The organism is Rhizobium binae (genome assembly GCF_017357225.1).
Classification (GTDB): Bacteria; Pseudomonadota; Alphaproteobacteria; order Rhizobiales; family Rhizobiaceae; genus Rhizobium; species Rhizobium binae.
Genome location: NZ_CP071604.1, coordinates 3627501 through 3649550 on the forward strand (window position 1 = coordinate 3627501; position 22050 = coordinate 3649550).

Here is a 22050-nt window from a genome sequence, read left to right on the forward strand (position 1 = left end):
TCGTCGCGGCTCTTGATCTGTTGACGGGCTGCGGTGTCGAACCCCTGGTGATCGGCGCGGCGATGCTGCAGTCGGAGCGCTGGCGCGAAAGCTTTGCCGCCGCCGGCCCGGAATGGACTGCGCGCACCGTCGGTGTCTTTACAACACCCATTCTGGAACGAAATGCAGCAGGCTGGTGGCAGACGCCCTCCTGACGTGATGAATGAGATCGTTGCATCTTTGCCGGCCGGCACCTCTGTACAGCGCAGAAGGAACGATTACAGTCTGCCTGATCGATAAACACGGACCCGCGCATGACGTTCGAGCAAGCATCCCTGCTGATCCTTCTGTTGGCGATGCTCATTTTCTTCTCGTTCGATCGCATCCGCATCGAGCTGGTCTCGATCGCCGGCCTGCTTAGCGGCTATGCGCTCGGTCTCTATCCCGCCAACCAGATCTTCTCCGGCTTTGCCAGTCCCGTCGTCATCACCGTCATCGAGATTCTGCTGATCGTCCAGGTGCTGGCGCGCGCCAGGGTCTTCGACAGACTTGCAGCCCGTTTCGCGGCCGCAAGACCTTCGGATTTCACTGTCATAGCAGGCGCTTCCTCGCTTGCCGGCTTCATTTCCATCTTCATGAACAATATCGGCGCCTTTGCGATCACCCTGCCGGTGGCGCTGCGGCTCGGCACGGCGCTGACGATCCCTCGCCGGCAACTCGTCATGCCCCTCTCTTTTGCGGCGCTGCTCGGCGGCCTCGTCTCACTGATCGGCACGCCGGCGAACCTCCTCGTCAGCGATACGCTCGCCAAGGCAACCGGAGCAGGCTTTCGCTTTTTCGATTTCGCCTATGTCGGTCTGCCGGTCGCAATCGGGGGCATTCTGTTGATCGCCTTTCGCATCCGGCAACTGTTTCCGGAATCCGACGAAGCGCCGGCAGCGATCTCTCCCGGCACGCGGCGGATCGTCGTCGAGCGCCGCATCCCCGACGTTTCACCGCTGATCGGCGTCCGGCTTTCCGATTGTCCGACGCGCTTCGGCATCAAGCCGCACGCGCTGATCCGCGGCGACAATTTCGTCTTCGGTCCGCTCGAACAGACGGTAGTCGCGTCCGACGACATTCTGCTTGCCGAAGGGGCCGATGCGGTCTTTGCCGGACTTGCCGCCATGCAGGCGCTGGTGGCCGATGCTCATCCGCATGGCCTGCAGCCGGACTTTACCCGTGTCGAAGCCGTCGTCATGCCGGAGAGCACTCTGGTCGGTTCGCGCGTCCGCTCGCTGGAAGTGTTCCAGAGCCGCGGCGTCGCGATCACCGCTCTTTCCATGCGCGCGCCGCGCATCGAGGGCCGTTTCCTCGACCTGCAACTATCGATCGGCGATATAGTGACGCTCGAAGGGCCGCGCATGGCCATTGCCGAGGCGCTTGAGGAAAGCGAATGCCTGCCGCTTGCGCAAACAGTGGCTGCCGCACCGGCCCTCCATTCCTGGCGGCCCTCCGCGCTGTTTGCCTGCGGCGTCGCCGCGTCGGCGGCCGGCCTTCATCCCGAGGTCGCTTTTGGCGGCGTCGTGCTCGTCCTTGCCCTGCTCAATCATCTCAATATCCGTCAGGCGATGGCTGACCTCAACTGGCCGATCATCATCATGCTCGCGGCGATGATCCCAATCGGCCAGGCGGTGGCAATGACCGGAGCCGCCGGAGCGATCGCCGCCTGGCTGAGCCTTGTCGTGCCGATCGGCCATCCGCTTTCCGGCATCGCCCTCATCCTCTTCCTCGCAATGGCGCTAACGCCCTTCGTTAACAATGCGACAGTCGCAATCGTTCTGACGCCGATCGCGTTCGAATTTGCAAAGACCGGGCGACATGCGCCCGATGCCTATCTGATCGCGGTCGCCGTCGGCGCCTCTCTCGATTTCCTGACGCCCTTCGGCCATCACAACAATACGCTTGCAATGGGCATCGGCGGCTATCGTTTCAGCGATTTCCTGCGCGCCGGCTGGCCGCTCGCCGTCTCAAGCTACGGCTTGGCTCTGATTCTCCTGGCTCTGTTCTGGCTGTGATGCGATACTTGGCTCCCGACTTGACTTCCCCCGCGATGAAACTAGAGCAGAAGCCCTCACCCAAACACAAGGACAGTCGAGCACCGTGCGAATCCTCTCCGAAGCCCATTTCCCCGAATTGCCGAATTATTATCGCGGCAAGGTGCGCGAGAATTACGATCTTCCGGACGGACGCCGCATCATCATCAGCACCGACCGGCTGAGTGCGTTCGACCGAATTCTCACCTGCATTCCCTATAAGGGCCAGGTACTGACGCAGACGGCGCGCTATTGGTTCGAGGCGACGAAGGATATCTGCCCGAACCACGTTCTAGACTACCCCGATCCGAATGTCGTCATCGGAAAGCGGCTCGACATCCTGCCGGTCGAGATCGTCGTGCGCGGCTATCTCGCCGGCACGACCGGCACTTCGATCCTGACGCTCTATAAGAAGGGTGAGCGCGAGATGTACGGCATCCGCCTGCCCGACGGCATGCAAGATAATCAGATCCTGCCCGAACCCGTCATCACGCCGACCAGCAAGGAGTTCGACGGCGGTCATGACGAGCCGCTGACGCCTGCCGAAATCGTCGGCCGCGGCCTTCTGACCAAGGAGCAGTGGGAGACGTTATCAGGATACGCACTCGCTCTCTTCGCTCGCGGCCAGGAGATGGCGGCAAAACGCGGCCTGATCCTCGTCGACACCAAATATGAATTCGGCACCGATGGTGACAGCAACATTATCCTCGCCGACGAGATCCACACGCCCGACAGCAGCCGTTACTGGCTTGCCAAAAGCTACCCGACAAGTTTTGCCGCCGGAAAGCGGCCGGAAAGTTTCGACAAGGATTTCGTCCGCGCCTGGGTGGCAGAGCGTTGCGACCCCTATAAGGACGAGATCCCGGAAATTCCCACCGAACTGATCGAGCAGACCTCGGCCGTCTATATCAGGGCCTACGAGACAATCACCGGCGAGCGCTTTGTTCCCGACGACAGCGGCGAGACGCCGCTTGCGCGTGTCCGAAACAACCTCTCCCGCTATTTCCCTTGAAAAAGACGACACACGAAGCCGCCGGGCCGAACACCGGCTTGGCAGTTTTCGTGCAATCGCGCTAGCATAAGCAAAAAGGGATACCGGGCGCGGCCCGGCGGGGAACAGATGGCGAGAAGGCCGAGGCGCAAGGCCGAGGAAACGCGGCAGGACATCCTGTCCATGGCGGAGATGCTGTTTCGCGAGCGCGGCTATGTTGCCGTATCGATCGCCGATATCGCCGGCGCGCTCAACATGTCGCCCGCCAATGTCTTCAAGCATTTCCGTTCCAAGGTCGCACTGGTCGACGCAATCGCCGGACGCCATCTCGACAATGCCACCGAGCGTTTCCTCCCTCTCGACCAGGATATGCCCGCGAAAGAACAGCTGTTGCGCTTCGTCCTGCGGCTGCTGGAGGGCCATCTGCAGGACATCCAGAAGAGCCCCTATATTTTCGAAATGGTGCTTTCGACCATTGAAGCCAAACTCGAAGCCGGCAATCGCTATCGGACCCGCATCGAAGAAAAACTCGGTGAGATCATCCGCAAGGGCATGGCGGAAGGACGTTACCACTGCCGCGATCCCGAGCACGCGGCACATACCGTCGCCGATGTGCTGTCCTGCGTGCTGCATCCTGTCCTCATCGTCCGCGACGACAAGGAGACGCTGGTGCACCGGGCCGGGGAAATCGTCGGCTTCGTCGATGCCGCACTGCAAAATAGCGCTTGCTAAGTGACGGTTGCTGACTTACGTCACTTCGTAAAGTTTTTCTTAGACTCGGATAATGGCATCTGAGGCCAGATCAATCCTGACGCTGATACAAGCCTGCGCCCGGCCCGGCCGAGCCCGTGGATCGAACGGCGATTGCCACCGCATGAAGGAATTCAGAATGATACGGCGTGCCCTGCTCATCTCCTCGGCCCTGGTGGCCGGCGCCTTGCTTGGCGCCTGCAGCGACAACGCCAGCAAGCCTGCCGGCAATACCGGCGCAGGTGCCGCGCAGCAGGCAGCGCCCGTCGGCGTGGTCGCGCTGAAGAAGGCTAGTTTTCCGGTTACCACGATCCTTCCCGGCCGCGCCGAAGCCTTCCAGACGGCCGATATCCGGCCGCAGGTGAGCGGCATCATCCGCGAGATCGCCTTCAGGGAAGGCGGCGAAATCAAGAAGGGCGACCTTCTCTATCAGATCGAGGATGCGCCCTATATTGCCGCCGTTGAGCAGGCCAAGGCGGCAATCTCCAAGGCCGAGGCGAGCGTGCCGAGCGCTGAAAGCAATCTCGAACGCTACCAGCGTCTTGTCGGCAGCGGTGCGACCCAGATCGAATACGAGACAGCCAGGACGACGCTTCTCCAGGCGAAGGCCGAGGTCGAGTCGGCAAAGGCAGCCCTTGCCGCCGCGCAGATCGATCTTGACCATACCAAGATCGTGGCGCCCTTCGACGGCGTCATCGACCAGACCGCCTATAATGTCGGCAACGTCGTCTCGGCCAACCAGTCGACGGCGCTGACGACGATCCGCCAGCTCGATCCGATCTATATCTCCCTGACGGAATCGAGCACCAACCTCTTGCGGCTGCGCGATGCGATGGCAGCAGGCGATATCAAGGGCGCGGAGAACGTCGCCTTCCATCTGATCCTCGAAGACGGCAAGGAATATAATCAGCAGGGCAAGCTCGACATGTCGAAGCAGGTTGTCAGCGAGACGACCGGGACCTTCATCATCCGCGTGCTCTTCCCCAATCCGGATCGTGTCGTCCTACCCGGCATGTATGTCCGCGCAACCGTCGAGCTCGGCTCCGAGGCCGGTTATGCACTGCCACAGCTGGCAACGAGCCGCGACGCCAATGGGCGGCTGACGGCACAGTTCGTTTCCGCCGACGGCAAGGTCGAAACCCGCGCATTCGAGAACAGCTCGCCCTCCAACAATTCCTGGCTGGTGACCGAAGGCATCAAGGACGGCGACCAGCTGATCGTCAGCGGCCTGCAGTCGATCGCGGCGGGCATGCCGGTAAAGCCGGTTCCGATGACGATCAGCGACAACGGCGTTGTCGTGCCTGCCGAGCAGCCCGCGGCCGGTGACGCGCAAAAGCCCGCAGCGAAATAATCGCTTCGAGCCCGCCCGTCACCGTCTCAGCAGCACAGGAACAACCGATGGCCAAGTTTTTCATCCGACGTCCGATTTTCGCCTGGGTCATTGCGATCACCATCATGCTGGCCGGTCTGCTGGCAATCTTGACCCTGTCGATTTCGCAATATCCGGACATCGCCCCGACGACGGTTCGCATCAACGCCACCTATCGCGGCGCCAGCGCCGAGACTGTTGAAAAATCGGTGACGACGATCATCGAGGACGGCATGACCGGCCTCGACGACCTAACCTACATGACCTCGACCTCCTCGACCGGATCAGCCAGCATCCAGCTCACCTTCGGAACCAGCATCAATCCCGATATCGCCCAGGTGCAGGTGCAGAACAAGCTGCAGCTGGTTCAATCACAGCTTCCTAGTGATGTCATCGACGCCGGCATCAGCGTGACGCGTTCGACCTCGAGTATCCTGCTTGTCGGCTCGCTCGTTTCGACCGACGGCAAGCGGGGCTCGGTCGATCTCGGCAACATCATGTCGACCTCGATCGAGGATCAGATCCAGCGCCTCGAGGGCGTCGGCAGTATCAACATCTTCGGTTCGGGATACGCCATGCGCATCTGGCTCGATCCCTATAAGCTGTTGAAATATCAGCTGACGCCGAGCGACGTCACGGCGGCGATCCAGGCGCAGAACACTCAGGTCTCGGTCGGCTCGCTCGGCGCCCAGCCGACGATCCCCGGCCAGCAGCTCAACGTCACCATTACCGCGCAAAGCCAGCTGACCACGGTCTCCGATTTCGAGCACATCATTCTGAAGGTCGAAAAGGACGGCGCGACGGTGCGCCTGGGCGACGTCTCGCGCATCGAGATCGGTCAGGAAAGCTACGGCGGCAGTTCGCGCTACAACGGCCTGCCCTCGAGCGGTTTCGCGGTCAATCTCGCGATCGGTGCCAATGCCATCGATACCGCCGCCCGCGTGCGCTCCGCCCTCGATGTCATCGGCCGCACCCTGCCGGAAGGGGTGAAGATCACCTACCCCTACGACACGACACCCTTCGTGGAACTGTCGATCGAAAAGGTTGTGCATACGCTGATCGAAGCGATCGTGCTCGTCTTTGTGGTGCTGCTCGTCTTCCTGCAGAACCTGCGGGCGACGCTGATCCCGACGATTGCCGTCCCCGTGGTGCTGCTTGGCACGTTCGGGGTGCTGGCGGCCACCGGTTATTCCATCAACACGCTAACGATGTTCGCCATGGTTCTGGCGATCGGCCTTCTCGTCGATGACGCGATCGTCGTCGTCGAAAATGTCGAGCGCATCATGTCCGAAGAGAAGCTTTCACCGCTCGAGGCGACGGAAAAATCGATGGGCGAGATCACCGGCGCGATCGTCGGCATCGCGCTCGTGCTGACCGCCGTGTTCATTCCGATGGCCTTCTTCGGCGGTTCGACTGGTATCATCTACCGCCAGTTTTCGATCACCATCGTCTCGGCCATGCTGCTGTCGGCGATCGTCGCCATCGTGCTGACGCCGGCACTGTGCGCCACCATGCTGAAGCCGGTCAGCGAACACAGAAAACACCGCGCCGGCGACTGGTTCAACCGCAACTTCACGCGCTCGACCAACGGCTATGTCAGGACCATCGGCTATCTTCTGAAGCGGCCGATCCGCGTCATGCTGGTCTTCCTTCTCATCGGCGCCGGCTGCGCCTATCTCTTCACCCGCCTGCCGAGTTCATTCCTGCCGCAGGAAGACCAGGGCGTGCTGTTGACCATCGTCACCACGCCGCCGGGTTCGACCACGCAGCAGACCCAGGCCGTCGTCGAGAAGGTCGAAAACTACTACCGCGAGAACGAAAAGGACGCCGTCGAATCCGTTTTCGGCGCGCTCGGCTTCGGCTTCAACGGCTCCGGCCAGAACAGCGCCATCGTCTTCACCAAGCTCAAGGATTTCTCTGAGCGTACCGATCCCAACCTCAGCGCGCAGTCGATCGTCAGCCGGGCGCTGCGCAGCTTCTTTGCGATGCGCGAGGCGCAGGTCTTCGCGCTTCTGCCGCCGGCGATCCAGGGCCTCGGCGTGTCGAGTGGCTTTTCCATGTATCTCGTCGATACCGGCGGCCATGGCAATGACGCCCTGACGGCCGCCTCCAAGCGGCTGATCCAGATGGGCAACTCGTCAGGCAAGGTCGTGGCGCTGCGCAGCAGCAGCAAGGAAGTCGAACCGCAAATGCGCATCGTGCTCGATCAGGAAAAGATCGGCGCCATGGGCGTCGACATCGCCTCGGTCAATTCGATGCTGTCGATCATCTTTACCGGCCGCGACGTCAACGACTTCACGTTGAACGGTGAGATCAAGCCGGTCTATGTCCAGGGCGACGGGCCGTTCCGCATGCAGCCTGACGATCTGAACCACTGGTATGCCCGCAATAGTTCAGGCGAAATGGTTCCCTTCTCCGCCTTTACCAAAACCGAGTGGGTGAAGGGCGCACCCTCGCTTGCCCGTTTCAACGCCGTCAGCGCCATCCCACTCGACGGCGCCTCCGCCCCCGGCGTGTCGTCCGGCGATGCGATGAACGAGATGGAAGCGCTGACCGAACAGCTCGGCGGCGGCTACACGGTCGCATGGCAGGGCATCTCGTACCAGGAACGGCTTTCCGGCTCGCAAGCGCCGATGCTTTACGCGATTTCCGTTCTGGTCGTCTTCCTCTGCCTGGCAGCGCTCTACGAAAGCTGGTCGATCCCCTTCTCGGTGATCATGGCCGTGCCTGTCGGCATTCTCGGCGCGCTGGCGGCGGCAACGCTCTTCGGCCAGGCGAACGACGTCTATTTCAAGGTCGGCTTGCTCACCACGATCGGGCTTGCGGCGAAGAATGCGATCCTCATCGTCGAATTCGCCAAGGATCGGATTGAAAGCGGCATGGGACTCTACGAGGCGACGCTGGAAGCGGCCAGGCTGCGCCTGCGGCCGATCATCATGACCTCGCTCGCCTTCATTCTCGGCGTCGTGCCGCTGGCGATCGCGACAGGCGCGGGCTCGGCGGCGCAAAACGCTATCGGCATCGGCGTTCTGGGCGGCATGCTGGCGGCGACGATGCTCGGAATTTTCTTCGTGCCGTCCTTTTTCGTCGTCATCCGACGCATCTTTGCCACACGCGGCAAAAATGCGGCAGCGGTGTGATATAAATGCACTGTGATATTGCTGTTCCGATTGCTACATTGCGCCCGACTGCTTCGGTGTGTGTTTTTGGTAGAACGAGGCGCGGCGGCCGATAGTGAAGCATGAAGCTTCGGACAAGAATTGACTTGCTCGAGTACAGGAAGAACTGAATGGTATCTCTTCGTTTTGCCACACCGGCATTATTGTTGTTATTGTCGGGCTGTGTCGTAGGCCCGGATCATGCTCCTCCTGAAATGCCGCTGCCCGCCAAATTCGGAGAAGGCGGGACCAAGAGTTTAGGCGATGTTGCCACCGCAGCATGGTGGACCGCGTTCAGGGATCCCAAGTTGAACGGCTATGTCCAGGCCGGCCTTGATCAGAACCTGACCGTTCAGCAGGCCATCGAGCGCATCAACGCAGCGTCCGCAAACGTTACCGTTGCCGGTGCCGGCGGGCTACCGAATCTGACGGTCGGCGGCTCGCAGACGGTCAGCGGCCAGAGGGGCGAACTGCGCACGCAGTTCGACACGCGCAACACCAGTGCCGGCGATGTCCAGCTGAGCTGGCTGCTCGACCTCTTCGGCCTCTACAAGCGCAGTACCGAAAGCGCGGTCGCTTCGCTCGACTCCGCCTACGCATCTGCCGATGTCGCCAAGCTGACCCTCGTGCAGGATCTCGTCTCGAGCTATATCGACGTCCGCTACTATCAGCAGCGCCTGGCGCTTTCGAAGGCCAACCTGAAGTCTCGGCAGGAAACCTACGAACTCACCAAGTTCCAGCTTGAAGCCGGCGCCGCATCGCGGCTCGACGTCGTCCAGGCCGAAGGTCTGGTACAGTCGACGCTCGCCGAAATTCCCGGCCTCGAAACCAACATCCGCATATCGGCCCATCACATCGCCACGCTGCTCGGCCTGCCGGCCTCGGCGCTGGTCAACGAATTGCTGAGAGGCGGCGGCCAGCCGGTATTCCGCGGCGGCATCAACTCCGGCATCCCGGCAGACCTGATCCGCAACCGTCCCGACATTCGTGTCGCCGAGCGCGACCTCGCCGCCGCAACGGCCAATATCGGCGTTGCCGAGGCCCAACTCTATCCGAGCATCTCGCTCAGCGGCTCGATCTCGCCGTCCTACATCAACCAGCGCGGCATCCATGGCGGCCTGACCCCCTGGTCCTTTGGTCCGACCCTCAACCTGCCGATCTTCGACGGTGGCCGCCTGCGCGCCAACGTCAAGTCGGCGCAGTCCGACGCCGCGAGCGCCTACCTCAACTGGAAATCGACGGTGCTGACCGCCGTCGAGCAGGTCGAGAACGCCCTCGCCGCGGTCCGGCGCGACGCTCAGACGGTCGCCGCCCTCCAGGCCCAAGTAAAGACCACGCAGGAAACGCTCGAACTTTCGACCGCATCCTATAAGGACGGCGCCTCCTCGCTGCTCGACGTTCTCGACGCGCAGCGCCAGGTTTCGCTCGCCCAGGCAAGCCTTGCTCAGTCCGTCCAGCAAATGGCCAAGGACTATGTCTCGCTGAACATCGCGGTCGGCGGCGGCTACGCCCCAGGTGGCAAGACCACCGCGCCCGTGAAGCCTGAGCCGGCGAAAGCCAAGAGCTGATCGGCTCATCGCGTTTCTAATAAATGCCAAAACCCCGCGAGTTCATGAACTCGCGGGGTTTTTTATACGAGACAAATTTGTCCCCGGAATAACTGCCCTGAAGTTCAATTTGGATTCGACAAGCCAGAAAAGCTGATATATCCCTGATTAAACGATTAATCAGAGCGTCGTCGATCATGGCCTCATCGCGCCCGGGACCAAACCTCAGCAGGATCGCGAGCTCGCTCGGCGTTTCCGTCGCCACCGTCTCGAATGCGCTTTCCGGCAAGGGCCGGGTGTCCGGCCAACTGATCGAAAAGATTCGCGAGCATGCGGCCGAACTTGGTTACGTCCCGAGCCAGGCCGGCCGGGCGCTCAGGACCGGCCGCAGCGGTGTTCTCGGTCTGGTGCTGCCCGATATCGCCAATCCGCTTTTCCCGAAGATCGCGCAAGCGATCGAATTCGCAGCCTCCGCCGCAGGTTACGGCGTGCTGATCGCCGATTCCCGCGGCAACGTCGCTGCCCAGACCGAGGCGATCAACCGGCTGGTCGAGCGCGGTGTCGAAGGCATGATTATCATCCCCCGCCGCGCCACCCGCATTTCTGCCGCCGCCTGTCCGGTCGCCGTCATCGACACTGCCTCGACACCCGGCAATACTGTTTCCGCCGACCACTGGCAGGGCGGTCGCGAGATCGCCGGCCATCTCGCGGACCTCGGCCATCGCAAGATTCTGATCATCGGCAACAACCAGGAATCCAATGTCCAGAACGATCGCGCCGGCGGCATCCGCTCCGCTCTCAAGCAGGGAATGCATGCCGAGACGCTTTGGATCGACAGGCTGGAGCTGAATGGCGGCAGCGGCTGTTCGCTCGGCCTCGCCGAAAGAGCCGGGCGGGGTTTCACCGCTTTTGCAGCTCTCTCCGACCTGCAGGCGCTACGCGCGCTGACGGAGCTGCAGCAGGCGGGCATCAACATTCCCACCGATGCCAGCGTTACCGGCTTCGACGACCTCATCTGGTCATCGGTCGTCACGCCATCATTGACAACGGTCCGGATGGACATGGACAAGATCGCCGGGATTGCCGTGTCCGCGTTGGTGAATAGCATAAGAACCAACGGCACGCGGGAAGGCATGCTGGTTTCCGCGGAGACCGATCGCGTCGCCATGCAACTGGTCGTCCGTCAATCATCCGGGCCTGCGAACCCGGCACCAAAAACCTCAGAGATGGAGAACAAGTAGGATGAAAAACGCTCTCATTGCCGCGGCAGCGTTCGCCGCACTATCGCCGCTTGGCGCATCTGCGGCGGAACGGACGCTGACCATTTCCGTCTACGCCTTTGCCCAGGACGATTTCAAGGCGCTGGTCTACGAACCCTTCGAAGCCCAATGCGGCTGCAAGCTGGTGGTCGAAACCGGCAACAGCGTCGAGCGTCTGGCCAAGATGGAGGCCAACAAGGCCAGCCCTGTCGTCGATCTCGCCGCGATTTCGATGGCCGATGCCCTGGCCGCCGCCCGCGCTGGCCTGATTGACAAGGTCGATACTGCAGAACTTTCCAATTTCGCCAAGCTGTACGACATCGCCAAGGACCCGAACGGCGATGGCATGAGCGTCGGTTATACTTTCTACGCCACCTCGATCGCCTATCGCTCCGACAAGATGAAGATCGATTCCTGGGCCGATCTCTTGAAGCCCGAATATGTCGGCCACGTCGCCTTTCCGAACGTGACCACCAATCAGGGCCCGCCGGCCCTCTATATGCTGGGCCAGGCGCTCGGTAAGGACACGCCCGACCTGAAGGGGCCGATCGAGGCACTAGGCAAGAAAAAGGACGACATCGTCACCTTCTACGAAAAATCCTCACAGCTCGTGCAACTGATGCAGCAGGAGGAGATCTGGGCAGCACCGATCGGCCGGTTCTCCTGGGCGGGCTTCACCAAGCTCGATGTGCCGGTCGCCTGGGCGACGCCGGAGGAGGGCCAGACCGGCGGCATGAACGTGCTGGTGGTGACCAGGGGTTCGAAGAACCGGGATCTCGCCTTGCAGTTCATGGATTTCTGGCTCTCGACCGAGACCCAGACCAAGCTCGCCGAAAAGCTGATCGACAGCCCTGCCAACCGTGAGGTCAAGCTTTCCGAAGCCGCCGCCAACAATCTCACCTATGGCGAGGATACGGCCAAGAGCCTCAAGCTGATCCCGTCGGCCGTCGCCCTCGACAACCGCGCCGGCTGGCTGAAGACATGGAACGAAAAGGTCGGCCAGTAAGGCCCGCGTTAGAACCGGTCCCGGCGCCTCTACCGGGACCATCCTATGTCCGCTCGAAAGGCACCTCATGTTCCAGAACCGCGCAGAAGCCCTGGCGCTTGCCTTGCCGGCAGCCGTCTTTGCAACCCTGGTCTTTCTGTTGCCCGTCGCGATCCTGCTGTCGGAGGGCTTCCGCGCCGGCGGCGGCTGGACGCTGTCGGCCTATGCCGATTTCTTCTCGCAGACGTTGAACCGCACCGTTTTCCTGCGCAGCTTCCGGCTCGGTCTCGAAGTCACGGCGGTGTCGGCCGTCGTCGGTTATGCCGCCGCCTTCGCCATCGTCAACCTGCCGGCGAACGGCAAGGGCCGCATCATCGGCCTCGTCACCCTGCCGCTGATGATCTCGCCGGTGGCGCGCACTTATGCCTGGATCGTCATTCTCGGCCGCACCGGCATCGTCAACCAGGCGATAACGGGCCTCGGCCTCAGCGCCGAGCCGCTGCGGCTGCTGTTTACCGAAACCGCCGTCTTCATCGGCCTGCTGCAGCTCTTCCTGCCGCTGATGATCCTGTCGCTGATCAGCGCGCTCGAAAACATGCCAAGGGATGCGATTCCCGCCGCCCGCGTGCTCGGCGCCAACTGGTTCCAGGTCTTCTGGAAGGTCGTCCTGCCGCTCACGCGGGAAGGGCTCGTCATCGGCGGCACGCTCGTCTTTACCGGGTCATTGACAGCCTATATCACCCCCGCCGTGCTCGGCGGTTCCAAAGTGCTGATGCTCGAAACGCTAATGTACCAGCAGGTTTCCATCGCCAATAATTTCATCTCGGCAAGCGTCATCGCCTTCATCCTGATCGTCATGAGCTTTGCCGCCAATATCCTGCTGAAACGCATTGCGACGGCGAGAAACCGCCGATGACCCTGCGCTTGTTTTCGCCCATCGTGCTTTTCCTTCTGCTGGTCTTCCTGATCGGCCCGTTCTTGATCATCATTGCCGCTTCGCTGTCATCAGGCGATACGCTGGCCTTCCCGCCGCAGGGCCTGTCGCTGCGCTGGGTGATGAAGGTCTTCACCATCGAAAGTTTCCGCGACAGCTTCGCCATGTCCATGTTCCTCGCCGTCTTCGGAACGCTCGCAGCCCTGGTCCTCGGCATCCCAGCCGCTTACGCCCTGTCGCGCTACCGGTTGCCGGCGGCCGAGACCGTCCGCACGATCGTATCGCTGCCGATCATCGTTCCAGGCATCATCGTCGGCCTGGCGCTCCTGCGCTATCTCGTCGTGCCCTTCGGCTTCAACATTGCGCTGGCGCTGTTTTTCGCCCATACCGCCCTGGTCCTGCCCTATGCCGTACGTGTGGTTTCGGCGAGCCTGGACAATCTGCGCTCGGACATCGAAGAGGCCGCCGTCCTGCTCGGCTCCTCCAGGCTCGGCGCCTTCTTTCGCGTCGTCATGCCGAATATCCGTGGCGGCATCCTGGCCGCCTTCATTCTCGGCTTCGTCACCAGCTTCAACCAGGTGCCCGTGTCGCTCTTCCTCTCCGGCCCCGGTGTGCGCACGCTGCCGATCGACATGCTGGGTTACATGGAAACCACTTACGACCCTTCGATCGCGGCGCTCTCCGCCCTTCTCGCCTTCCTCTCGATCGGCATCGTCTTCCTCGCCGAGCGCTTCCTGGGATTCTCGCGTTATGTCTGATGCCTATCTTCAACTCGATAAGCTGACGCTCGCCTATGGCGATACGGTCGCGGTGAAGGACCTCGACCTTACGATCGGCAAAGGCGAACTCCTCGCCCTTCTCGGTCCCTCAGGCTGCGGCAAGACGACGACGATGCGCGCCATCGCCGGCCTGCTGACGCCGGCCTCCGGCCGCATCCGCCTCGACGGTGCCGATATCACCCGGGTCTCCGCCAACAAACGCGCCGTCGGCCTCGTCTTCCAATCCTACGCGCTCTTTCCGCATCTCACCGTCTATGAGAACGTCGCCTTCGGTCTGCGGCTCAAGGGCATTTCGGGCGCCAATCTCGACACCCGCGTCGGGGGCGGTCTGAAATCCGTCGGCCTCGCCGCCTTCGCCGGCCGCAAGCCCGCCGAACTCTCCGGCGGCCAGCAGCAGCGCGTAGCGCTCGCCCGCTCGATGGTGATGGAGCCGAAAGTCCTGCTGCTCGACGAGCCGCTCTCCAATCTCGACGCCAGGCTTCGCCTGGAGATGCGCGCCGAATTGCAGCGCGTGCAAAAAGAGACGGGCGTCACCATGATCTTCGTCACCCACGACCAGACGGAGGCGCTGGCGCTCGCCGACCGCATCGTCGTCATGCTGAACGGCGCCATCGAACAGATCGGCACGCCGGAAGAGATCTACAACAATCCCATCTCCGCCTTCGTCGCCGATTTCGTCGGCTTCGAGAACGTCTTTGCGCTGAAGGAGGGAAAGCTTGCGACGCCGAACGGCCCGGTCACGCTACCCGCTCCGCCACCGCAAACAGCAGCGGGCCTGGCTTGGCGTCCGCGTGCCGTAACCGTCGGCTCCGGTCCGTTCCAGGGAACCGTACGCGGCACGTCTTTTGCCGGCAATAGCCGCGAATATCTCCTTGATACGCCGCTTGGGGCCATCAAGGCCGAGATCGATGCGGGTCTGCCGCCGCACGAAATCGGCAGCACGCTCACCTTCGATCTGCCGGTTGCCGGCGCCGCCAACCTCAAACGCTTCGGGTGATCTCATGGGTGTGTGGATCGATACCGACATGGGTTTTGACGATATCGCCGCCATCCTGGTGGTGGCGCAGTCGGAACATGAGATCGACGGCGTCTCGCTCGTCTTCGGCAATGCGTCGCTGCCGCAGGTGAGAAGGAATGCCGCCGGCGCCGCCAGCGCCTTCGGCTGGACATTTCCGATCCATACCGGCCGCGCCATGCCGGTTCTCGGCAAGCTCGAAACCGCGCAGGCCATCCTCGGCGAAACCGGCATCCCCACCATCGGCAGGAGCCTGCCGGAGGCGGCAGCGCTTGCCGAAAGCGATGCCTTCACCGCGATTTGCCGCTGGCTCGAAGCCGACGGGCCACACCGCATCCTGGCGCTCGGGCCTCTCACCAATATTGCCGCCGTGGCGCTTGCCCGTCCCGATCTTGCCGCCCGCGTCAGTGACCTTGTCTGGATGGGCGGCGGCGTCACATTGGGCAATCACACGGCGTCTGCCGAGTTCAACGCGCTCGCCGATCCCGAAGCCCTGGCGATCGTCATCGCCCAAGGCTTGCCACTGCGCATGGTCGATCTCGATCTTTGCCGCAAGGTGCTGGCAAGGCCGGAGGATGCCGAGCCGGTGCGCAATGCAGGCGGCGGCAAGGCCGAACTGATTGCCGATATGTTCGCCGGTTATATAAGCATCGCCATCAGCCGCGGCCGACCTGGAATGGCGATCTACGACCCCTCGGCTGCCGTTGCCTTCGTCGCTCCCGATGTCCTCAGCTTCCGCCCGGCGCGCATCGATGTCGAGCTGCATGGCAGCCTGACGCGTGGCCGCACCGTCGTCGAGACGCGCGCCACCCATGCCACTTTCAATGCGCAATTCGCCACCGACATCGACGTCGACCGGGCGCGCGCCATCATTCTTGCCGCCCTGGTCAACGAGGCCCGCAAATGAACGTCACCTCTCGCCAGGAACCCGCCGATCTTAACGATCCTGCCTTGCGCGCCCGCGCCGTTGCGGCCGCGCGCGGCGACGCCCCCTTCGACGTGCTGATTACCGGCGGCCGGCTGCTCGACGTGGTGACCGGTCTAATCCGCAATGCAGATATCGGCCTTGTCGGCGCGCTGATCGCCAGCGTCCATGCTCCGGCAAGCCGCACGGATGCGGCCGAGATCATCGATGCGGCCGGCAGCATCCTGACACCCGGCCTGATCGACACGCACATGCATATCGAAAGCTCGATGGTCACACCCGGCGAATATGCGAGCGCCGTGCTACCGCGCGGCGTCACCACCATTGTCTGGGATCCGCATGAATTCGCCAACGTGCACGGCCTCGACGGCGTGCGCTGGGCGATCGAGGCGGCACGCGCGCTGCCGCTGCGCATGATCCTGCTCGTCCCCTCCTGCGTGCCCTCGGCACCAGGCCTGGAACTTGCAGGCGCCGATTTCGATGCGGCCGTCATCGCCGAGATGCTGCGCCCTTCGGCCGTCGGCGGCGTCGCCGAAGTCATGAACATGCGCGGCGTCATCGACGGCGATCCCCGTATGACCGCCATCGTCAATGCCGGCCTTGCCGCCGGTAAGCTCGTCTGCGGCCATGCCCGCGGACTTGCGCGTGCCGATCTCAACGCCTTCATGGCGGCGGGCATCACCTCCGACCACGAACTCATTTCCGGCGTCGATCTCGCCGCCAAGCTTGCCGCCGGCCTGACGATCGAACTGCGCGGCTCGCACGACCATCTGCTGCAGGAATTCGTCGTGGTGCTGAATGGTCTCGGCCACCTTCCTCCAACCGTCACGCTCTGCACCGACGACGTCTTTCCCGATGAACTCTACGAAAGCGGCGGCCTCGATGATGTCATCCGTCGCCTGGTGCGCTACGGCATGAAGGCCGAATGGGCAGTCAGGGCCGCGACCTTCAACGCCGCCGAGCGTCTGAAGCGTTCCGATCTCGGCCTTATCGCGGCCGGACGGCGCGCGGATATTGTTTTCTTCGAGGATCTCATCGAATTCCGGGCACGGCTGGTCATTTCGGGCGGCCGCATCGTCGCTCGCGACGGCAGCATGCAGGTGGGCGTCCAGCGGCTCGATACGGCGCCGCTTGAAAATTCGGTGAAGCTCCCGCCACTCGGCGAGGATGACTTCCTCATTCCATCGGACGGCTCGCGCGTTCGCGTCGCCACCATCGACCGCCCGCGCTTCACGCAATGGGGCGAGGCGGAGACGGAGGTCAGAGACGGGTTCGTCGTGCCGCCGGCCGGCAGCGCCATGATCGCCGTCGCCCATCGCCACGGCAAGGCCGACGGCACGGCACGCATCGGCTTCCTCACCGGCTGGGGCGAATGGCGCGGCGCCTTCTGCACCACCGTCTCGCATGACAGCCACAACCTCACCGTCTTCGGCGGCAATGCCCGTGACATGGCGCTCGCCGCCAACGCCGTCATATCAGCCGGTGGCGGCATGGCGGTCGCCAGAGACGGAAGGGTCGAGGCGATCCTGCCGCTGCCGCTCTCCGGCCTGGTGACCGGCGCATCGCTGAAGGACACCGCTTCGGCCTTCGCCTGCATCCGCAAGGCCATGGATAAAATCGTCGACTGGAAGCCGCCCTACCGGGTCTTCAAGGCCTGCTTCGGCGCGACACTCGCCTGCAATACCGGCCCACATCAGACGGACCGGGGGATTGCCGATGTGGTGACGGGGAGAGTGATGGAAAGCCCGGTGCTGGAGGTTTTGTAGGACCTGTTGAAACAGCGGGGTTCGTGCCGGGCGGCCCGCAAACGCCACTACCCCTTCAACTCCCGCTCCACCAACGCCACCCAATAAGCCGCCCCATAACCAAGCGCTTCATCATTAAAATCATAAGCCGTATTGTGATGCAGCGCCCCATCCACCGCCGGCCCATTGCCGAGCCAGACATAACAGCCCGGCGCGTTCTGCGCGAAGAAGGCGAAGTCGTCGCCCGCCGTCGACGGCGGAAAGTTTGTCCGCACTTTTTCACCAAAGACGGCGCCGGCAGCAGTAAGCGCCCGGGCAGTCGCATCCCCGTGATTGACGACAGGCGGAATGCGTCGGTCGAAATGACAGTCGGCCGAAATGCCATACATGGCAGCCGTTCCATCCGCCAGCCGGCCGATCTCGACCTCCAGCTGATCGCGCACCTCAGGCGAATAGGCCCGCGCCGTACCGCCGACCTCGACCGTATCGGGAATGACGTTCAGCGCCTTGGAATCGCCGGCCTCCAGGAAACAGGCGCTGATGACGGCCGGCTGCAGCGGATCGACGACGCGTCCGACGATCGTCTGCAGCGATGACAGGAAGGTGCCGGCCGCCGTGATCGGATCGCGGCCGAGATGCGGCTTGGCGCCGTGTGTACCGAGCCCGCGAAAGGTGATGCGCCAGCTGTCGGAAGAGGCGAGTTGTGGGCCTGCGACAACGGCGATCTCGTCGACCTCAAGCCCCGGCATATTGTGCAGGCCATAGACGGCATCGCAAGGGAAGAGCTTAAACAGCCCCTCCTCGACCATGCGCTTCGCGCCGCCGCGTCCCTCCTCGGCCGGTTGGAAGATGAAATGCACCGTGCCGGAAAAACCCCGCGTCGCCGCAAGGTGCCGTGCGGCGCCAAGCAGCATCGCCGTATGGCCATCATGGCCGCAGGCATGCATCTTGCCAGGTGCAGTCGATTTATAAGGTCGCTCCGCCGTCTCAGGCATGGCGAGCGCATCCATATCGGCTCTCAACCCGATCCTGCGCGCGCCATCGCCGACCTTAAGCGTGCCGACCACGCCGGTGCCGCCAATTCCGCGATGCACCGTGACGCCGGCCTCCTCCAGAAGCTTCGCGACGATGCCCGCGGTGCGCTCCTCCTCGAAACCGAGTTCGGGATGGGCGTGAAGATCGCGGCGCAAAGCAGTGAGGAACGGCAGATCGTCCTTGATCCCGGCGGGGATGCTCATCGGGCAATGCTCCTGGGGCCTGGAAATCCCTACGTGCGAAACGGGCGCCTGAATCGCGCCCGCGTCAGATCATCCCTTGTTCATTAAGCAAGCGGTGAATTCAACCCCTTACGCCTCTTCGACGAACACCTCCTCGCGCTTCCTCTTGACGCTCGGCAGGAACACGACGATCAGCACGGCAATCGCGATCGCCAAAAGCGTGGCGCTGATCGGACGGGTGACGAAGGTAGTCGGATCACCGCGCGACAGGATCATGGCGCGCCTGAGGTTCTCTTCCAGAAGCGGTCCAAGCACAAAACCGAGCAGGAGCGGTGCCGGTTCGCAGCGAAGCTTTGCCAGCACGTAGCCGATGAGGCCGAAGAAGGCGACGGCATAGAGGTCGTAGACATTGGCGTTGACGCTGTAGACCCCGATCGAGCAGAAGGCCATGATGATCGGGAAGAGCACGTAATAGGGCACGGTCAGAAGCTTCACCCAGAGCCCGATCAGCGGCAGGTTCAGGATCACGAGCATCAGATTGCCGATCCACATCGAGGCGATGATGCCCCAGAACAGCGCCGGCTGCTCGGTGGCGACATTCGGTCCCGGCACGATACCCTGGATGATCATCGCGCCGATCATCAGCGCCATGACGGGATTGGCCGGAATGCCGAGCGTCAGCAGCGGAATGAACGAAGTCTGCGCCCCGGCATTGTTGGCCGATTCCGGACCCGCCACGCCGGCGACCGCGCCCTTGCCGAAATCCTGCGGCGTCTTCGACAGGCGTTTTTCCACCGTATAGGAGGCGAAGGAGGCAAGGATCGCGCCGCCGCCCGGCAGGATGCCGAGCGCCGACCCGATCGCCGTGCCGCGGACCATCGGCGCAATCATCTCCTTGAATTCCTGGCGCGAGGGCAAAAGACTCGAGACCTTGGCCATCAGCACCGTGCGTGTCGACTCGCCTTCGAGGTTGCGCAGGATTTCCGCCACGCCGAACACCCCGACGGCGAGCGCCACGAAGTTCAGCCCATCGGCATATTCGCGGATGCCGAGCGTGAAGCGCGGCGTGCCGGTGTAGATATCGGTGCCGACGAGGCCGAGCAGTAGCCCGAGCGCCACCATTGCCAAGGCCTTGACGACCGAGCCGTGCGCGAGCGCGATCGAGGAGACGAGGCCGACGATCATCAGCGAGAAATATTCGGCAGAGCCGAATTGCAGCGCGATGTCGGTCAGCGGCGGCGCGAAAATCGCGACAAGGAAGGTTGAGACCGTGCCGGCGAAGAATGAGCCGAGCGCGGCGATCGCCAGCGCCGCCCCCGCCCTGCCCTTGCGCGCCATCTGGTAGCCGTCGATTGCGGTAACGGCGGAAGAGGATTCGCCCGGCATATTGATAAGAATCGCCGTCGTCGAGCCGCCATATTGCGCGCCGTAATAGATGCCGGCGAGCATGATGAGCGAGGAGACCGGCTCGAGCTGAAAGGTGATCGGCAGAAGCATGGCGATCGTTGCCGTCGCGCCGATGCCGGGCAGCACGCCGATCAGCGTGCCGAGCAGCACGCCGATCAGGCAGAAGAGAAGATTGTCGAGGGTCGCCGCCGTGGCGAAGCCGAGTGCGAGATTGCTGAAAAGATCCACCGTCGCCTCCTAGAACCGGACCCAAGGGCCGAAGCGCTCGAACGGCAGCCCGAGCCCATAGCTGAAGACGGCCACCGAAAAGATCGTCAGCAACAGCGACAGGATGATTGCAAACACCACGTTCACCTTGCGCGACGCGAAGCAGGCGATGAAGGCGGTGAGGAACAGCGCCGGCGCAAATCCGAGGCCGCGCACTGTCAATCCGAAAAAGACCGGCGCCGGCAGAATGAAGAGCATGCCGCGCCAGGCGAAGGCATCGACCGGTTCACCCTCGACGCGCAGCGCTTGAATGAAGATGATCGCGCCGAGCAGTACGAGCACGCAGGCGAGCACCAGCGGAAAATAACCCGGTCCCATGCGGAACGCCGTGCCGAGGTCGAGCGAGAGCGACTGGGCGGCGAAGAAGGCGCCGGTGGCGATGAAAAGCGCGCCGCAGATCGCATTGGTGGTATCGAAACTGATGGATTTCATGGTGTCTCCTGGAGTTGGAGATGGAGCGTCGTTGCTGCAGCCTTTGCCCGTCATCCGCCTGCCGGCCTCGGCCGCTGCTTTTGCGCATACAGTCCCCTCTCCCCGTGCACGGGGAGAGGGTTAGGGTGAGGGGCTATTCCTGGAACCCCTCACTAGTCCGCATATTCCCCGGCAGCCTCGATCACCGGCTTCCAGCGAGCGATCTCGCTTTCGAGCTTGGCCTTCAGCGCGGTCGGCGTCGCGTCGGCGGCGGAGGACGGCGCCGTGCCGAGTTCGGCGAAGCGGGCGCCGACATTGGGATCCTTCAGCGCCACCTGCAGCGATTTCGACAGCCGTTCGTTGATCTCGGCGGGCGTACCCTTCGGCGAATAGATGCCGTGCCAGATACCGACTTCGAAACCCGGCAGGCCGGCTTCGACAGCCGTCGGAATGCCCTTCATCACGTCGAGGCGCTTCGGCGAGGTCACCGCATAGGCTTTGATCGTGCCGCCCTGGATCTGCTTCGTCGTGTTGGTCGTCTGGTCGCACATGATATCGACCTGGCCGCCGAGAAGATCGGTCATGGCAGGACCCGTGCCCTTGTAGGGAACGGTCGTGAGCTGGGTCTGGATGGCGCTCATGAACATCATGCCGCAGAGATGCGAAGCGGCGCCGATGCCGGCATTGGCGACCGTCACCTTGTCCTTGTTGGCCTTGACGTAATCGATCAGGCCCTTGAGATCCGTTGGCTCGAAGTCCTTGCGTGCGACGATCGTCATCGGCACCTCGGTGACGAGGCCGACATAGTCGAAGGCGCCAAGCGTGTCATAGGCGAGTTTGCGGTAGAGCGTGGCGCTGGTCGCCATGCCGATATGGTGCAGGAGGATGGTGTATCCGTCGGGATCGGCGTTCGCCACCCGGCCGGCGCCGAGTGTCCCGCCGGCGCCGCCGACGTTCTCCACGACGATCTGCTGGCCGAGATCCTTGGACATGGATTCGGCGACGAGGCGTGCGACGGTATCGGTCGGGCCACCGGCCGCGAAGGGGACGACCATGGTGATGGTGCGCTCGGGATAAGTTTGCGCCGAAGCGACGCTGGCGAGAAGAGAGACCGCGGCAACCGCGGTCAGGCCGAGCATGGCCTTCAGAATTTTCATCGTTTCCTCCCTGATGAAACAAGCGAAGCCGCCGGCACATCCTCCTGCGCCGCGGATAACCTATTTGCCGCTCGGAAAAA

At 62.8% G+C, this 22050-nt stretch carries 18 protein-coding genes (1 of these 18 cut by a window edge); 14 read left to right on the forward strand and 4 right to left on the reverse strand.

The genetic code is table 11. From position 1 onward, the window contains the following. The 14 genes from J2J99_RS17755 to J2J99_RS17820 form a co-directional block, all read left to right on the forward strand. A protein-coding gene (locus J2J99_RS17755; protein WP_168296220.1) for a phosphoribosyltransferase crosses the window boundary here: on the forward strand, positions 1 to 194 show its final stretch. 490 nt of this gene lie to the left of the window's left edge; the window shows 194 of its 684 coding nt (coding positions 491-684); its start codon lies beyond the left edge, outside the window; the stop codon is at positions 192 to 194. 99 nt (positions 195 to 293) lie between these two features. After that, the gene (locus J2J99_RS17760; protein ID WP_168296210.1) at positions 294 to 2036 is read left to right on the forward strand and encodes an SLC13 family permease; all 1743 of its coding nucleotides are present in this window, start codon (positions 294 to 296) and stop codon (positions 2034 to 2036) included. An 85-nt stretch (positions 2037 to 2121) separates the two neighbouring features. Further along, on the forward strand, positions 2122 to 3066 hold the full coding sequence (locus J2J99_RS17765; RefSeq protein WP_168296209.1) for a phosphoribosylaminoimidazolesuccinocarboxamide synthase: 945 nt from the start codon (positions 2122 to 2124) through the stop codon (positions 3064 to 3066). A 108-nt stretch (positions 3067 to 3174) separates the two neighbouring features. Continuing rightward, positions 3175 to 3777, forward strand: coding sequence for a TetR family transcriptional regulator (locus J2J99_RS17770; RefSeq protein WP_168296208.1), 603 nt, complete (start codon positions 3175 to 3177; stop codon positions 3775 to 3777). 157 nt (positions 3778 to 3934) lie between these two features. After that, a complete protein-coding gene (locus tag J2J99_RS17775; protein ID WP_168296207.1) occupies positions 3935 to 5146 on the forward strand; it encodes an efflux RND transporter periplasmic adaptor subunit in 1212 nt (403 codons plus the stop codon). 47 nt (positions 5147 to 5193) lie between these two features. Further along, positions 5194 to 8304, forward strand: coding sequence for an efflux RND transporter permease subunit (locus J2J99_RS17780; protein ID WP_168296206.1), 3111 nt, complete (start codon positions 5194 to 5196; stop codon positions 8302 to 8304). A gap of 149 nt (positions 8305 to 8453) precedes the next feature. Beyond that, positions 8454 to 9890: an efflux transporter outer membrane subunit gene (locus J2J99_RS17785; protein WP_168296205.1), complete on the forward strand. Its 1437-nt coding sequence runs from the start codon at positions 8454 to 8456 to the stop codon at positions 9888 to 9890. Positions 9891 to 10066: 176 nt separating this feature from the next. Next, positions 10067 to 11110, forward strand: coding sequence for a LacI family DNA-binding transcriptional regulator (locus J2J99_RS17790; RefSeq protein ID WP_168296204.1), 1044 nt, complete (start codon positions 10067 to 10069; stop codon positions 11108 to 11110). 1 nt (position 11111) lies between these two features. Continuing rightward, complete coding sequence (locus J2J99_RS17795; RefSeq protein ID WP_168296203.1) at positions 11112 to 12134, forward strand: ABC transporter substrate-binding protein; 1023 nt, start codon at positions 11112 to 11114, stop codon at positions 12132 to 12134. A 67-nt stretch (positions 12135 to 12201) separates the two neighbouring features. Further along, positions 12202 to 13029, forward strand: a complete 828-nt coding sequence (locus J2J99_RS17800) for an ABC transporter permease (RefSeq protein WP_168296202.1) — start codon at positions 12202 to 12204, stop codon at positions 13027 to 13029. After that, a complete protein-coding gene (locus tag J2J99_RS17805; protein ID WP_168296201.1) occupies positions 13026 to 13805 on the forward strand; it encodes an ABC transporter permease in 780 nt (259 codons plus the stop codon). Before J2J99_RS17800 ends, J2J99_RS17805 begins: the two co-directional genes overlap by 4 nt. Next, on the forward strand, positions 13798 to 14823 hold the full coding sequence (locus tag J2J99_RS17810) for an ABC transporter ATP-binding protein (RefSeq protein ID WP_168296200.1): 1026 nt from the start codon (positions 13798 to 13800) through the stop codon (positions 14821 to 14823). Before J2J99_RS17805 ends, J2J99_RS17810 begins: the two co-directional genes overlap by 8 nt. Before the next feature lie 4 nt (positions 14824 to 14827). Continuing rightward, positions 14828 to 15748, forward strand: a complete 921-nt coding sequence (locus J2J99_RS17815; RefSeq protein ID WP_168296199.1) for a nucleoside hydrolase — start codon at positions 14828 to 14830, stop codon at positions 15746 to 15748. Next, the gene (locus J2J99_RS17820) at positions 15745 to 17532 is read left to right on the forward strand and encodes an adenine deaminase (RefSeq protein ID WP_168296198.1); all 1788 of its coding nucleotides are present in this window, start codon (positions 15745 to 15747) and stop codon (positions 17530 to 17532) included. The genes J2J99_RS17815 and J2J99_RS17820 overlap by 4 nt, the downstream gene beginning before the upstream one ends. A gap of 47 nt (positions 17533 to 17579) precedes the next feature. Here the strand turns inward: J2J99_RS17820 and J2J99_RS17825 are convergent, their stop codons facing one another. The 4 genes from J2J99_RS17825 to J2J99_RS17840 form a co-directional block, all read right to left on the reverse strand. Further along, on the reverse strand, positions 17580 to 18749 hold the full coding sequence (locus J2J99_RS17825; protein WP_168296197.1) for a M20 aminoacylase family protein: 1170 nt from the start codon (positions 18747 to 18749) through the stop codon (positions 17580 to 17582). Positions 18750 to 18857: 108 nt separating this feature from the next. Continuing rightward, positions 18858 to 20363 carry a tripartite tricarboxylate transporter permease gene (locus J2J99_RS17830; protein ID WP_168296196.1) on the reverse strand — a complete coding sequence of 502 codons (1506 nt, stop codon included), beginning with the start codon at positions 20361 to 20363 and terminating at the stop codon, positions 18858 to 18860. Between the two features lie 9 nt (positions 20364 to 20372). Beyond that, the gene (locus J2J99_RS17835; protein ID WP_168296195.1) at positions 20373 to 20834 is read right to left on the reverse strand and encodes a tripartite tricarboxylate transporter TctB family protein; all 462 of its coding nucleotides are present in this window, start codon (positions 20832 to 20834) and stop codon (positions 20373 to 20375) included. Between the two features lie 152 nt (positions 20835 to 20986). Beyond that, positions 20987 to 21970, reverse strand: coding sequence for a tripartite tricarboxylate transporter substrate-binding protein (locus J2J99_RS17840; protein ID WP_168296194.1), 984 nt, complete (start codon positions 21968 to 21970; stop codon positions 20987 to 20989). Positions 21971 to 22050 lie beyond the last annotated feature (80 nt).